At 62.0% G+C, this 14,282-nt stretch carries 14 protein-coding genes; 7 read left to right on the forward strand and 7 right to left on the reverse strand.

Annotated elements, in window-relative coordinates; genetic code table 11:
- Positions 1-7: 7 nt before the first annotated feature.
- Positions 8-1,291 carry an MFS transporter gene (locus tag FHT28_RS14350; RefSeq protein WP_168596559.1) on the reverse strand — a complete coding sequence of 428 codons (1,284 nt, stop codon included), beginning with the start codon at positions 1,289-1,291 and terminating at the stop codon, positions 8-10.
- A 97-nt stretch (positions 1,292-1,388) separates the two neighbouring features.
- Here FHT28_RS14350 and FHT28_RS14355 point away from each other — a divergent pair, with 97 nt between their 5' ends.
- On the forward strand, positions 1,389-2,267 hold the full coding sequence (locus tag FHT28_RS14355) for a LysR family transcriptional regulator (protein WP_168596560.1): 879 nt from the start codon (positions 1,389-1,391) through the stop codon (positions 2,265-2,267).
- On the opposite strand, the gene FHT28_RS14360 is transcribed toward FHT28_RS14355, so the two are convergent.
- The gene (locus FHT28_RS14360) at positions 2,264-3,169 is read right to left on the reverse strand and encodes a LysR family transcriptional regulator (protein WP_047556253.1); all 906 of its coding nucleotides are present in this window, start codon (positions 3,167-3,169) and stop codon (positions 2,264-2,266) included. The genes FHT28_RS14355 and FHT28_RS14360 overlap by 4 nt on opposite strands.
- A gap of 119 nt (positions 3,170-3,288) precedes the next feature.
- Here FHT28_RS14360 and FHT28_RS14365 point away from each other — a divergent pair, with 119 nt between their 5' ends.
- On the forward strand, positions 3,289-4,053 hold the full coding sequence (locus tag FHT28_RS14365) for an SDR family oxidoreductase (protein ID WP_168596561.1): 765 nt from the start codon (positions 3,289-3,291) through the stop codon (positions 4,051-4,053).
- Positions 4,054-4,214: 161 nt separating this feature from the next.
- Here FHT28_RS14365 and FHT28_RS14370 read toward each other — a convergent pair whose 3' ends face one another.
- Positions 4,215-4,661: an ester cyclase gene (locus tag FHT28_RS14370; protein WP_210255761.1), complete on the reverse strand. Its 447-nt coding sequence runs from the start codon at positions 4,659-4,661 to the stop codon at positions 4,215-4,217.
- Between the two features lie 244 nt (positions 4,662-4,905).
- Here FHT28_RS14370 and coaBC point away from each other — a divergent pair, with 244 nt between their 5' ends.
- Positions 4,906-6,117: a bifunctional phosphopantothenoylcysteine decarboxylase/phosphopantothenate--cysteine ligase CoaBC gene (gene coaBC / locus FHT28_RS14375; protein ID WP_168596563.1), complete on the forward strand. Its 1,212-nt coding sequence runs from the start codon at positions 4,906-4,908 to the stop codon at positions 6,115-6,117.
- Here coaBC and FHT28_RS14380 read toward each other — a convergent pair.
- On the reverse strand, positions 6,104-6,919 hold the full coding sequence (locus FHT28_RS14380; protein ID WP_037202940.1) for a class II glutamine amidotransferase: 816 nt from the start codon (positions 6,917-6,919) through the stop codon (positions 6,104-6,106). The genes coaBC and FHT28_RS14380 overlap by 14 nt on opposite strands.
- A gap of 601 nt (positions 6,920-7,520) precedes the next feature.
- Here FHT28_RS14380 and otsB point away from each other — a divergent pair.
- The gene (otsB, locus tag FHT28_RS14385) at positions 7,521-8,315 is read left to right on the forward strand and encodes a trehalose-phosphatase (RefSeq protein ID WP_037202938.1); all 795 of its coding nucleotides are present in this window, start codon (positions 7,521-7,523) and stop codon (positions 8,313-8,315) included.
- A 49-nt stretch (positions 8,316-8,364) separates the two neighbouring features.
- A complete protein-coding gene (gene otsA / locus FHT28_RS14390; protein WP_168596564.1) occupies positions 8,365-9,741 on the forward strand; it encodes an alpha,alpha-trehalose-phosphate synthase (UDP-forming) in 1,377 nt (458 codons plus the stop codon).
- Here the strand turns inward: otsA and FHT28_RS14395 are convergent.
- Entirely contained in the window at positions 9,728-10,654 is a 927-nt protein-coding gene (locus tag FHT28_RS14395) for a LysR family transcriptional regulator (RefSeq protein ID WP_047556262.1), read from the reverse strand. The two genes, otsA and FHT28_RS14395, sit on opposite strands and share 14 nt — an antisense overlap.
- Before the next feature lie 162 nt (positions 10,655-10,816).
- Here FHT28_RS14395 and betC point away from each other — a divergent pair, with 162 nt between their 5' ends.
- Together betC and FHT28_RS14405 are read left to right on the forward strand one after the other, a co-directional pair.
- On the forward strand, positions 10,817-12,331 hold the full coding sequence (gene betC, locus FHT28_RS14400; RefSeq protein WP_168596565.1) for a choline-sulfatase: 1,515 nt from the start codon (positions 10,817-10,819) through the stop codon (positions 12,329-12,331).
- A gap of 68 nt (positions 12,332-12,399) precedes the next feature.
- Positions 12,400-12,609, forward strand: coding sequence for a molybdopterin-binding protein (locus FHT28_RS14405; RefSeq protein ID WP_034489026.1), 210 nt, complete (start codon positions 12,400-12,402; stop codon positions 12,607-12,609).
- A 60-nt stretch (positions 12,610-12,669) separates the two neighbouring features.
- Here the strand turns inward: FHT28_RS14405 and tsaA are convergent, their stop codons facing one another.
- Together tsaA and FHT28_RS14415 are read right to left on the reverse strand one after the other, a co-directional pair.
- On the reverse strand, positions 12,670-13,194 hold the full coding sequence (gene tsaA / locus FHT28_RS14410) for a tRNA (N6-threonylcarbamoyladenosine(37)-N6)-methyltransferase TrmO (RefSeq protein WP_168596566.1): 525 nt from the start codon (positions 13,192-13,194) through the stop codon (positions 12,670-12,672).
- A 25-nt stretch (positions 13,195-13,219) separates the two neighbouring features.
- Complete coding sequence (locus FHT28_RS14415; protein WP_168596567.1) at positions 13,220-14,245, reverse strand: iron ABC transporter substrate-binding protein; 1,026 nt, start codon at positions 14,243-14,245, stop codon at positions 13,220-13,222.
- Between the last annotated feature and the right edge of the window lie 37 nt (positions 14,246-14,282).

The following is a 14,282-nucleotide window of genomic DNA, read 5'->3' on the forward strand; positions in this document are numbered from 1 at the left end:
TCCGGCCTTAGCGGCGAGCCAGCCTTGCGACCGCAAAGGCACTGACAAGGCAGATCGCCAGCATGATGAGGATGAAGGCAATCACGGCATTCCAGCCGTCTGCAAGCCAGAAATAACCGCCGAGCGAACCGGCAATGCTGGAGCCCAGATAATAGGCGAGCAGATAGAGCGAGGAGGCATGCCCCTTGGCGCCGCGGGCAAGCCGTCCCACAAGGGCGCTGGCCACGGAATGGGTCATAAAGAAACCGATCGTCACCAGAACGATGCCGAGGATGATCAGCGGCAGCGACGTGGCGAGCGTGACGGCCGCACCAAGTGCTGCGATCAGCACGCCGGCCGGCAGCACGACGAAGTGACCGATGCGATCGCCGAGGAGGCCCGCTGCCCAGGAGGCGACGATGCCGAAGAGATAGGCGGTAAAGATCAGGCCAAGTTCGGTCTGGCTGAGGTTATAGGGAGCGGCGACGAGGCGGAAGCCGGCATAGTTATAGACCGTGACGAAGGAACCCATGACGAGGAAGCCGATGGCAAAGAGCAGAGGCAGCGCCGGGTTGCCGAAATGGCCGCTCCAGGCCTTTACGTGGAAGGCAATATCGAAACCTTTGCGCGGCGTGAAATTGCGCGACGGCGGCAGCAGATAGAGAAAGCCGGTGGCGGCGATCAGCCCGAGAATGCCGACAGCGGCCAGTGCCGGCCGCCAGCTGAAGAATTCGGCGATCGTGCCCGTCACGACCCGACCGGCCATGCCGCCGAAGGCGTTGCCGGCGATATAGAGACCCATGGCGCCGCCGAGGCCGCGCGGCTCGATTTCCTCGGCCAGATAAGTCATGGCAACTGCCGGCACGCCGCCCAGGAGGAAGCCTTCGAGGGCGCGGAAGACCAGCAGGACATGCCAGTTCGGTGAGACGGAGCAGACGAGCGTGCAAAGGGCAGCACCCAGCAGCGATATGAACATCAGGCTTCGACGGCCGAGGCTTTCGGAAACGGCCGCCGCGCCGAAGATCGCAAAGGCGAGGAAGCCGGTCGAAAGCGACAGCGACAGCGAGCTGGCCGCCGGCGTAACGCCGAAATCCTGCGAGAAAATCGGCATCAGCGGCTGCACGCAATAGAGCAGCGAGAAGGTGGCGAAACCGGAGAGGAACAGCGCAATGGTCGCGCGCCGGAATGCGGGCGTACCGCGCGTGAGGTATTGACGGGGCTCAACCGCTGGCGCGCTCCTGACGAGCGTCAATTCCGGACGGGAGGGAACTTCGGAAGCGGTGATTTCTTGCTTTTCAGCAGCGCGGAACATGGGGGGATCCAACCTTTGTTGTCCAGAAATCTAGTCAATAGCGCTTCATTAGTCCAATATATGGAACAGGCGATTTCAATAGGTTTTGGAGATAGCGATGGAGCTGCGTCATATCCGCTATTTTCTGGCGCTCGCGGCAGAAGGGAACTTCACCCGCGCCGCCGCCAAGCTCGGCATCGGGCAGCCGCCGCTCAGCCAGCAGATCAAGGATCTGGAGAACGAGGTGGGGGCGCAGCTGTTTCACCGCGTGCCGCATGGTGCCGAGCTGACGGCGGCCGGCGAAGCCTTTCTGGCCGAGGCGAAAACCGCTGTCGATGCGGCGGAAAAGGCGAAGCTTGCAGCCCAGCGCGCAAATCGCGGCGAGATCGGCCGCCTGTCGCTCGGCTTTACCGCCTCCTCCGCCTTCAACACCATCGTCACGGCGACCATCCGCGAGTTTCGCGATCACTGGCCTGAGGTACGGCTGTCGCTCACCGAGATGAATACCAACGCGCTGATGGAGCGGCTGATACGCGGCGAGATCGACGCCGCCTTCATCCGGCCTGGCTTGGAAGATCCGCGCGATGTGCGGTTGAAGCGTTTTGCCGACGAGCCGATGCTGATTGCGCTGCCGGCCCATCATCCCCTTGCCGCTAGAGATCGCCTGCCGGTCGCAGCGCTTGCCGGCGAGCCTTTCATTCTATTCCCGCGCATGGTCGGCCTCAGCCTCTATGACGATATCGTCGCGGCCTGCCGCGAGGCCGGCTTCGAGCTGGTCGTGACGCAGGAGGCGCCGCAGATCCCGTCCGTCGTCAATCTCGTCGCCGCCAATCTCGGCGTTTCCATCGTTCCCGCCTCGATCGCGCAGATCAAGCTCGACGGTGTCGCCTATCGCCCCATTGACGGGCCGGCGCTCGCCGCGCGTCTCGGCCTTGCCAGCCTCAAGGCGCAGCGTTCGCCCGTCGTCGCCAACCTCATGAGCCTGATTGCTGATTAGCCTTCCCGGTCCCAATAGGGCGGATCGCCGAACGCCTTCCTCAAGTGATCGGCGATGGCGCGCAGCTTTGCCGAGGGATTGCGCCCCTCGGGATGCGCCATGAAGATGAACTCCGCCTCCGGCCGACAACCCACATCGATTTCGACGAGCCGCCCCTCCTTTATCGCCGGACCCGCGATGAAGGTCGGCAACAGCGCGATCCCCAGCCCGGCAATTGCCGCATCATGCATGACGTCGCCATTGTTGACGCCGAATGCCAGCTTTCCCCTGATGATGACGGCGCCATCCGGCCCCTGGAAACGCCAATCGGCGACGCCACGATTGGCGTAGAAGATACCGCGATGGTTTTCGAGATCGGCTAACGAGGCAGGCCTGCCGTAGCGGCTGAGATAGTCCGGTGCTGCAACGAGAAGACGGCGGCTGCGGGCGAGCGTCCATGCGACTAAGCGGGAATCGGCAATCAACCCATGGCGTATGATCGCATCATAGCCTTCCGATGCTGCATCGACCCGGCGGTCATCAAGGTCCAACGTCAGCTCGATCCCGGGGTGATCGGCGAGAAACGGATAGAGAGCCGGGCCGAGATGCCTGCGGCCGAAGGTGACGGGCGCTGCGATGCGCAGCGGTCCTGTCAATGTCCCGCGCCGTTCCGCAAGATCGGCAGCGGCCTCGCGTACCTCGTGGGCGATACGTGTCGCTCGCTCCAGAAAGGCGGCGCCATCCTCCGTCAAGGTCAGCTTGCGGGTGGTGCGATGAAGCAATGTCGCCCCCAACGCCTTCTCCATTTCCGACAGGCGCTCGCTGACGACGGATTTTGACAGGCGCAGGCGTCGCGCCGCTTCGCTGATCGACCCCGCCTCGGCAACGGCGACGAAGGCAGTGATCCCGTCAATCTTCAACATCGTTCGGCGATTCCGAATTCGAGTTCCATGATTTGAAGACTAATCCGAACGATCGGAAAAGACCATCTTCCGCGTATCGGGCAGACCGAAAGACACGTCCTCACACAGGAGATGGAACAATGAACCGCTTGAATGGAAACGTCGCGATCGTCACCGGCGCCAGCTCCGGCATCGGCCGCGCCACCGCAAAGCTTTTCGCCGCCGAAGGCGCCAAGGTTATCGTCGGCGCCCGCCGCGGCGCGGAACTGGAAAGCCTTGTCGCGGACATCAAAGCCGCGGGCGGCGATGCGGCCGCGTTGGCCGGCGATGTCCGCTCGGAAGACTACCACAAGGCGCTGGTTGCCCTTGCGGTCGAGCGTTACGGCAAGCTGGATATCGCCTTTAACAATGCCGGCACGCTCGGCGAGGCCGGTCCCAGCACCGAGGTTTCAGAGGCAGGCTTTGCCGAAGCCCTGGCGATCAACCTCACCGCATCGTTCCTGGCCGCCAAGCACCAGATCGGCGAAATGGTCAAGCACGGCGGCGGCTCGGTGATCTTCACCTCGACCTTTGTCGGCCATACCGTTGGCTTCCCGGGCGTTGCCGCCTATGCCGCCAGCAAGTCCGGCCTGATCGGCTTGACGCAAACACTTGCCGCGGAATTTGGCCCGCAGAATGTGCGCGTCAATGCCATACTGCCAGGCGCGGTCGATACCGATATGTATCGCGAGATGAACGACACATCCGACAAGCAGGCTTTCATAACCAATCTGCATGCGCTGAAGCGCGTCGCCGGTCCCGAAGAAATTGCCCGCTCGGTCCTCTATCTCGCCTCCGATGACGCAAGCTTCGTCACCGGCACGGCGTCGCTCGTCGATGGCGGCGTATCGATCACGCGTACCTGACCGCCCCTTTTCATGACGCAATTATCGTCGGCGGCATCAGCAATCTAGAGAACGCCGATATGATCCCGCAAAGCCTGAATTGGCTGCGGGATCATGTCGCTGGAATGCTCTGAATGGATAGGAACTGGCCGTGGGTTCTGCTCCCGCGGCAGCCTTTCCGTTCAGAACATCGTATTGTTGTTCATCGATTTTTCCGGGATCGGCTGCACCGAGTCCCAGTGCTCCTCGATCTTGTTGTTCTCGACGCGGAAAATATCGACGATGGCGCTGCCCCTATCACCCGGTTGGCGAATAGTGTGGACACGCAGGATCACAAAGTCACCGTCGACCATGACGCGCTTGATCTCGCTCTTCGACTGCGGATAGTCTTTCTTCAGGTACTCGAGGAAGCCGCGCAGGCCTTCCGGACCATCGGCAGCCAGCGGGTTGTGCTGGACATATTTGCCGAGATATTTGGAGGCGGCGTCGAAGTCCTTGTCATTCAGCGCCTTCTGGTAGAAATCCAGAACGATCTCCTTGTTCTTCTGCTCCTGCGGCGAATAGGCCCGCTCCGCCAAAGCCGGCACGGCGGCGGCCACGATCGGCAGGGCGATCATCACAACTTTCATCAATTTCAAAGCGTTACTCCTTCGATCAGATCCGGTCAGTCTCGTTGAGCAGGACGAGCGTCGCAAATGACAAGGCTGTGATGCCCGGTAACCGTCTGCCTGGAGACCTTGGCCGAGCTGCTCGATCTGAACGTCATTGCCGCCCACCGCCGGAGCATTGACGACGATGCCGGAGCGCTGCGATTGCCTATTATCCGCCAAAGGCTTAGGCTGATTGCCAAAAGAACAGGCGACGGGTTCAACCATGGTTCTCGCAGGAAAGCGCATCCTTCTCATCATCTCCGGCGGCATCGCGGCCTATAAGAGCCTCGATCTGATCCGCCGACTGCGCGAACGCGGTGCGAGCGTGCGCCCTGTCATGACGGCGGGCGCCCAGCAGTTCATCACGCCGCTTGCCGTCGGAGCCCTCGCCGCCGATCACGTTTTCACCGATCTGTTTTCCCGCCAGGACGAGCAGGATGTCGGCCACATAAGGCTTGCACGCGACTGCGACCTCGTGCTGATCGCGCCCGCGACCGCCGATCTGCTCGCCAAGATGGCAAACGGGCTGGCGGACGATCTCGCCTCCACCATATTGCTCGCCACGGACCGGCCGGTGCTTGCCGCGCCGGCCATGAACCCGAAAATGTGGGCCCATGCCGCAACGAAGCGCAATGTCGAGATGTTGCGTGGCGACGGCATCGCTTTCGTCGGCCCCATGAAGGGGGAAATGGCTGAAAGCGGCGAGACAGGCACGGGCCGGATGGCGGAACCGCTTGAGATCGTCGCCGCCGTCGAGATGCGGCTCCATGACGGTGCCAAGCCGCTTGCCGGAAAGAAGGCCATCATCACCTCGGGCCCGACGCACGAACCGATCGATCCCGTGCGCTACATCGCCAACCGCTCATCGGGCCGGCAGGGCCATGCCATCGCCTCAGCGCTCGCAGCGCTCGGCGCCGATGTCACCTTGGTCTCGGGGCCTGTCACCATTCCCGATCCGGCGGGCATGCACGTCATCCATGTCGAGCGCGCCGACGACATGCGCGATGCCGTGTTGGCGGCGCTGCCGGCCGACATCGCCGTCATGGTCGCCGCCGTTGCTGACTGGAAGGTGGCTTCCGCCTCGGACCAGAAGATCAAAAAGCATCCGGGCGAATCCCTCCCGACGCTGGCGCTGACGGAAAACCCCGACATCCTGAAGACCGTCGGCCATCATACGCAGCGGCCAAAGCTCGTCATCGGTTTTGCCGCCGAGACGCAGGACGTGGAGAGCAATGCGCGGGCAAAGCTGGAGCGCAAGGGCGCCGATATCATCGTTGCCAACGATGTCTCGCCCGCGACCGGCATCATGGGCGGCACGCGCAACCGCGTGAAGATCATCCGTCACGACGGTGTCGAGCAATGGCCAGATCTAGACAAGGACGACGTGGCGGTGCGGCTGGCGGCGCTGATCGCCGAGCAGTTCAAGCAGGGATAGCGGCTGGCGTCCGGCTCTCGCCGGAAGCGCGTTCTTCCGGCTGGAAGGGCGTGACATGAACGCCGGTATCGTCGATCAGCACGGCGCTGCCATCGGGAATTTCCCGCCAGGCGTCGATATCGTCGTTCAGAGGTTCCGATACCAGGCAGTATCCCGAGCCGACGGGCGATGCATAGAGCGTTGGCGCCTTGCGGTCGGTGGCATAGCGTATTGCGTGCAGCGATTTGCCGTCGGAGAAGGCTGCCGTGAATCGCACGAGCGCCGAGCCGGTCAGATGGATCGACAAGCCTTCGACAAAGCCGATGGTCTCCGCGATCGCCGCGACCGGATTGGCCGCCAGGCCGAATTGCATCGCCAGCAGAAACAGAAGCTCGGAATCGGTGGTGCCGCTGCGCGCGTGGAACAGCCTGTCATCGAGCATGGCTTCCATCGGACGTCGCAGACGGTCGAAGTTGGAAATCTGCCCGTTGTGCTGGAACGTCCAGTTCTCGAGAACGAAGGGATGGCAGTTGTCGCGCCGCGTGCCGCCGCCGGTGGCGGCACGGACATGGGCGAGGAAGAGCGGCGAACGGATCTGCCGCGCCAGGCTCTTGAGATTGCAGTCGGACCAGGCTGGCAGGACGTCGCGATAGCGGCCCGGCTCCGGCCGATCACCATACCAGGCGATGCCGAAGCCGTCACCGTTGGTTGCCGTCTTGGCGCGTGTGGCGCAATGGGATTGTTCGATCAGGGAGTGGGCGGGCGAAGACACCAGCTCCTCCAGATAGAGGGGGTCTCCACGATAGGCTGCCCAGCGACACATGCGTCTTTCACTCCGATTCCGGCTGTTTTTCTGTCCCGCGAGAGAATGGCAAATCTTGGACGATTGTTCATGCAGAATGGGTAACAAACTCTTAATTTTCCATTCCCTGACAGCCAAGATGACAGATATTTGACGCCTCGTCCGATCACATTTCGCATCGCAACATTTTCTTCGTGAGCCCATGCCGGCAAGGCTTTCGTCGCAGGAATCTCGTGAAAAGCATTTCGCTGCGACAAGAAGTGTGAAGTTCGCCCGCGCCGAAACCCTTGCATTGGGTGAAATTTGAGCTACGTTTGTCATATCTGAAACGTAACGAAAGGAAGGTGATCCAATGTCTAGTGAGATTTCGGTCTTCGTACCGGGCATGGAAATGGTCGTGAACGTTGCGAGGCAGCCCTCGCACTGATCAACGCCTTCCGGAAGCGCCTGGCGCTTCAGGCCAGTTACGGGCCAAAGCTCATGGGGGGTCGCTAACGCGGCCCCTTTTTGCATTCCTGGGCATCAGTATCCTGACGATTTCAGCAGATCGCTGCCGACCTTGATCCATAACAAGTTCGTTTTTTTCCTTGCCGAATGGGAACAGCGCCTTAGCTAACTATACATGTCTTCTCAGGAACAGCCCGATCAGGGCGAAGCCGAACCGAGGCCGCTCAAAGAGCCGGCACTCACCGCACTCTCACTGTATCCTCGGGACTGGGCCCTGTTCCTCGACATCGATGGAACATTGCTCGATCTCGCCGAGAGGCCCGAGGCGATCGTCATACCGGACTATCTTCCCGCTACGCTCCATGCGCTTTCCCGCCAGCTCGGCGGCGCGCTGGCGCTGGTGACGGGACGCTCGATCGAATTTGTCGATCCGCTGTTTGCGCCTTTCCGTTTTCCGGTTGCCGGCCTGCACGGCGCGGAGCGGCGCGATGCGGCCGGACGGCTGCGGCGCACGCATATTCCGCCTGCCTTCCAGCAGATGAAGCAGACCATCGCCCGCGAGGCCCATGCCTGGCCGGGCGCTATCGTCGAGGACAAGGGTGCCGCCGTTGCGGTTCACTTTCGGCATGCGCCTGGGAGTGAAGCCGAGATCGCCGCGGCGATGCAGCGCCACCTTGAGGATGCCGGCCCCGACTGGAGCCTGCAGCACGGCAAGATGGTGGTTGAAATCTGCCCTGCCCATGCCAGCAAAGGGCACGCCATCGAGGCATTCCTCGGTGAGGCTCCTTTCGAGGGGCGCCGTCCAGTCACGATCGGCGACGACGTGACCGATGAGACGATGTTCGCCGCCGCCAACCGGCTGGGCGGTCAATCCGTGCGCATCGGCGACGGCAACGGAAAAACGCTGGCACGTGCATCCATTGGCTCGCCTGCGCGTTTAAGGGACGTGCTGGGAACGCTCGTCAAATAATCTCCCAATCATTGCGGCGCCCTCCCAGCCCTCTTGAAAGGAATAATCCGTGAGTCGTCTCATCATCGTTTCCAATCGCGTTTCCGTGCCCGATCACAAGGGTGCCGCAGCTGCGGGCGGCCTTGCCGTGGCGCTGCAGGCAGCCCTTGCCGAACGCGGCGGCGTCTGGATGGGCTGGTCCGGCAAATCGAGCGGCGAGGCTGAGCCGGAGCCGCTGCAGATGACGCAGGACGGCAATATCACCTATGCCCTGACCGATCTGACCCAGACCGACGTCGAGGAATATTACCAGGGCTTTGCCAACCGTGTGCTCTGGCCGATCTGCCACTACAGGCTCGATCTTGCGGAATATGCCCGCAAGGAAATGACCGGCTATTTCCGGGTCAACCGCTTCTTTGCCCACCGGCTTGCGCCGTTGATCAAACCCGACGACGTTATCTGGGTTCACGACTATCACCTCATTCCACTGGCGGCCGAGCTGCGGCAGATGGGGCTGAAAAACCGCATCGGTTTCTTCCTGCACATTCCCTGGCCGCCGGCAGACGTTGTGCAAGCCATGCCGGTGCATGAAGAAATCATGCGCGGCCTCACCTCCTACGACCTGCTCGGCTTTCAGACCGATCATGATCTTGAAAACTTCGCGGGCTGCCTGAAGCGCGAGGGCATGGGCATCGAGAAAAGTCCTGGCCATTTCAACGCCCACGGCCACGACTTCCGCGGCGGCGCCTATTCCATCGGCATCGAAACGGCAGGCTTCGCCGCCTTCGCCCGCAAGGCCGCGTCGCACAGCATGGTGCAAAAGGCGCGAAAGAGCATCGAAGGCCGCGACCTGATCCTCGGCGTCGACAGGCTCGATTACTCCAAGGGCATCACGCAGCGCATCGACGCCTTCGAGCGGTTCATCACCAACAATCCGGCTCACCAGCGCAGCGTCACCTATCTGCAGATCACCCCGAAATCGCGCTCGGAAGTGCCGGAATACGAGGCGATGCAGCACGCCGTCGCCGAACAGGCCGGCCGGGTCAACGGCGCCATCGGCACAGTTGACTGGGTGCCGATCCGCTATATCAACCGCTCGATCAGCCGCCCGATACTGGCCGGTCTCTACAGGCTCGCCAAGGTCGGATTGGTGACGCCGCTGCGCGACGGCATGAACCTCGTCGCCAAGGAATATGTCGCGGCGCAGGATCCGGAAGATCCCGGCGTGCTGGTGCTGTCACAGTTTGCCGGCGCGGCGCGCAAGCTGCACGGTGCTTTGCTGGTCAATCCCTATGACGTCGATGGTACCGCCAACGCATTGGCGCGCGCCGTCAACATGCCGCTGCAGGAGCGACAGGAACGGTGGCGCGGCATGATGGACTACCTGCTGGAACACGATGTCTTGCACTGGTGCGAGACATTTCTGACCGATCTTACGGCAGAGTAAGCGATCGCGTCTGCGCAATGGCCGCTTCCGACAGCAGCCATTGAGCCAGCCGCTCCGCATGCAGGCTCGGCGCTGCCGGCGGCAAGAGCCAATAGCCGCGCCCCGGTGCTTCCAGCATCGGACCTGCCGTCACCAGCGTACGTGCGGTGAGAAGCGAATCGATGAGGCCCATCCAGCCGATCGCCACACCTTGCTCGCTGAGTGCTGCCTGCACGACCAGGGAATAGGTATTGAAGCGCAGGTCGCCACGGCCGGCATAGCTGTCGCGGGCAATGCCGAATGCCGCAAGATAGCTTTCCCAGTCGAACCATGGCGACGGCATATCGGAATCGAGATGCACGAGCGTGGCGCGCGCCAGTTGCGAGGGATCGGTGAATGGGCCGTGGCGATCTGCGAAGCCACGGGTACAGATCGGCACGACCTTTTCCGGCAACAGCAGCGTTGCTCCCGGACCGAACTCGTTTCGTGCGCCGAAAACAACGACGATATCGCTGCTTTCCGGTGCGCCGCGATCGAGCCGCTGCGTCGCGACGATCTGGATATCCACTTCAGGGTGAAGCAGCCGGAAGGCATGCATACGGGGAATCAGCCAAAGTGCTGAGAAGGCGTAGTCGGTTCGTAGCCTGACCGAAGGGCGCTCCGCCTCTGCGCGAAAGCTGCGCACCAGCATATCGACGCCGCCGACTGCCTTCTCGACGATTTCGAACAGACGCTGTCCCTCAGGCGAGAGCTTGACGCCGCGATGCTGGCGGTGGAACAGGGACACGCCCATCTGCTCCTCGATGCGGCGGATCTGGTAGCTGACGCCCGGCTGCGTCAGGCCAAGCGCCAGGGCCGCGGAAGACAGGCTGCCGGAGCGCCCGACCTCCAGGAAAATTCGCAGCCAGCCAAGATCGACCGAACGTTCAGCCATAGAATTTCCTTTTGGCATCCATCAAAAAATGCCCGCTTTACAGCAGGAACGCTAGTGATGTTCAATAAAATAATCCAATAGCAAGAAGGGAGCTATCGTCATGCGCATTTCCGCCATGGGTTGGCTCGCAGCCGGCCTCTGATTTCCAAGGAAAACACTTACATGTCGCGCCCGAATATCCTCATTCTCATGGTCGATCAGTTCAACGGGACATTGTTTCCCGACGGGCCGGCCGAGTTTCTGCATGCGCCGGTTCTGAAAGCCTTGGCGCAACGCTCCGTGCGCTTTGCCAACAGCTATACGGCAAGCCCGCTCTGCGCCCCCGCGCGGGCCTCCTTCATGTCCGGCCAGTTGCCGAGCCGCACGCGCGTCTATGACAATGCAGCGGAATTTTGCTCCGATATCCCCACCTTCGCTCATCATCTACGCGCCGCCGGCTATCAGACGGCTCTGTCAGGCAAGATGCATTTCGTCGGTCCCGATCAGATGCACGGCTTCGAGGAGCGGCTGACGACCGACATTTATCCCGCCGATTTCGGCTGGACACCTGACTACACCAAGCCCGGCGAACGCATCGACTGGTGGTATCACAATCTCGGCTCGGTGACCGGGGCCGGCGTCGCCGAGATCACCAACCAGATGGAATATGACGACGAGGTTGCCTATCACGCCACCCGCAAGCTCTACGATCTCTCGCGTGGCCAGGACGAGCGGCCCTGGTGCCTGACGGTCAGCTTCACCCATCCGCACGATCCCTATGTTGCGCGGCGCCGCTTCTGGGATCTTTATGAGGATTGCCCGGCGCTTGACCCCGAAGTCGGCGAAATCCCCTTCGACAAGCAGGATCCGCATTCCCAGCGGCTGATGAAGGCATGCGATCATACCGCCTTCGACATCACGCCGGAGCAGATACGCCGGGCGCGGCGCGGCTATTTCGCCAATATCTCCTATGTCGACGAAAAGATCGGCGAGATACTGGAGGCGCTGGAGCGCGGCCGCATGGCCGACAACACCATCATTCTCTTCGTCTCAGACCACGGCGACATGCTCGGCGAACGCGGCCTCTGGTTCAAGATGAACTTCTTCGAAGGCTCCGCGCGCGTGCCACTGATGATCATGGCACCCGGCTGGCAGCCGAGACGGATCGATCAGCCGGTTTCGACGCTCGACGTGACGCCGACGCTCGCCGGCTTGGCCGGGCTCGATATCACATCGTTGCGCCGCTGGACCGATGGCGAGGACCTGGGTCCGCTTGCCCTTGGAACCGGAAGCCGCAGTCTCGTGCCGATGGAATATGCCGCGGAAGGGTCCGAAGCTCCGCTCGTCGGCCTGCGCGATGGCCGATATAAGCTGACGCTGTGCGACAAGGACCCGCCGATGCTCTTCGATGTCGAGGCCGATCCGAAGGAAATGACCAATCTCGCCGGCGATCCCGCCCATGCCGAAACGCTGCACCGATTGACCGCGCAGGCCATGGAGCGCTGGAACCTGGCGAGCTTCGACGCGGCGGTGCGCGAAAGCCAGGCGCGTCGATGGGTCGTCTACGCGGCGCTGCGCAACGGCGCCTACTATCCCTGGGATTATCAGCCGCTGCAGAAGGCCTCGGAACGATACATGCGCAACCACATGGATCTCAACGTCCTGGAGGAGAACAAGCGCTTTCCGCGCGGCGAGTAGGATCTCGGGGGGTAGCCCGCCGCAAACCGAGACGATATCGTCGCGCCGGCACAACGGAGAAAATATCCATGAAAATCAGCGCAAGAAACCGTCTCAAGGGCAAGATCGTCGAGATCACCAAGGGCGCGACGACGGCTCATGTCCGCATCGATATCGGCAACGGCTCCATCGTTACCTCCTCGATCACCAACGAGGCGGTCGACGAACTGGGCTTGACTGTGGGATCAGCGGCCTATGCCGTGATCAAGGCATCCGACGTCATGGTCGCCGTCGACTGATACCAGAAGCGGGCATGATCCGTCGCAAAGGCCGTTGTTCCGTAACTTGCGGGAAGATGCCTAGGCTTTCTGGCAGTAATGCGCCGTCCCGCCGTCGCCGGTCTGGAAATCTCCGGGCTGCGGCGGCGCGATCGGCTTGAACAGCGTCCGATCCGGCTTCAGATCGAGCAAGGGCGTCCCGTCCAGGCAATCGAGCCCACGCACCAGCAATACGGCACCCTCCACGGCTTCGAGCTTGACGATCGATGTGCCGATGGGATTGGGCCGAACCGGGGAGCGCAGTGAGAAGGTGCCGTGCACCTTGCCGTTGCTCGCCGGGCTCTGCAGCACGAGATCCCGGCGCGAACGATCCAGCCAATAGAGAATTTCCAGGCGCTCGAAAGCCTCCACGCCCGTCAGCGCCGGCACCCAGGGCTCGAAAATCTCGATCCGGCACAGCGGCCCGTCATGCCGGCCTTGGCGCGGCGTCTCCATGCAGGATGTCCAGGGCGTGGAGATGCGGCCGATGAAGGTGAGACCGGCATCCGATGCCGTAGGTGGCTCGACGGCCACCTCGTTTTCGCGAATCTCGTTCTCACGGACCATGGATTGCCTCCTTCACCGGTGCCGGTTACTTCACGCCCTTCAGCAGGGCGGCCAGTTGAGCATCCGTCAAATCGACCTGATAGAACAGCTTGTAGAACGTCTTCACGTCGCCGGCGAAATCGCTTCTGAAGAGCTTCGGATAGAGCAGCCTTTCCAACCAGCGCACGCCGAGGAGCCTGTTGACGCCGGGCGGCGAATCAAACCAGCCGAAAGGCAGGGACGGCGGCACGAAGATCTTGCCATCCTTGACGGCCTTGATGCCTGCCCATTGCGGATCACTCCTCACCGACGCCGCGAAATTTGGGTCATCGGCGATGATGATATCCGGATTCCAGCCGACGACCTGCTGCGGCGTCACCTTGGTCAATCCACCCTTGCCGGCGGCGGCCGCGACGTTCATCGTACCCACGACATCGAGGATCTCGAGATTGATCGAGCCTGACAATCCCGTCTCCAAGCCATCGGCGCCGCGGCCGTAATAGACGCGCGGCCGCGGATCGCTCGGCAATGTCGCCAGCTTGTCGTTCAGATCCTTGATTGCCGAATCGGCATAATCCGCAAGCTTGTTGGCACGATCTTCGACGCCGATGAGAGCACCGACATCGCGAAGTGTGTCGCCGGTGCGGCCAAAGCTGCCGTCGATAAGGACATAGGGAATATGGGTCTCGGCCTGCACCTTGTCGGCCAGCGCCTTGTAGGTGGGATCGACCGTGCCGGCATCGAGGATGATATCCGGCTTGGCGTCCGTCACGGCCTGCGAGCCGATCGTGCCATCCTTGCCCGTCAGGCGCCCAATGGTCGGAAGCGCGCGCACCGACGGCATCAGATAGGCTTTCGCGGCATCATCGGGGGCGTGAACCCAGCCGACCAGCTTCTCCGGTGCGAGAACATAGACCAACACGGCGGCCGGCGGCCCGGCAACCAGGATATGGTTGATCTTGTCCGGCACCGATACCGTACGCCCCGCCGCGTCGGTGATGATTCGTGCCTCGGCCGGAACAGGCAATAGTCCGACAAATGCCAGAGCAAGAACCGCAAAAAATTTCATCATGAAAGTCGCCCGCTATGATCGAAGAGATCCCGGGGCG

The organism is Rhizobium sp. SG570 (genome assembly GCF_012275345.1).
In the GTDB taxonomy this organism is placed as follows: domain Bacteria; phylum Pseudomonadota; class Alphaproteobacteria; order Rhizobiales; family Rhizobiaceae; genus Rhizobium; species Rhizobium lusitanum.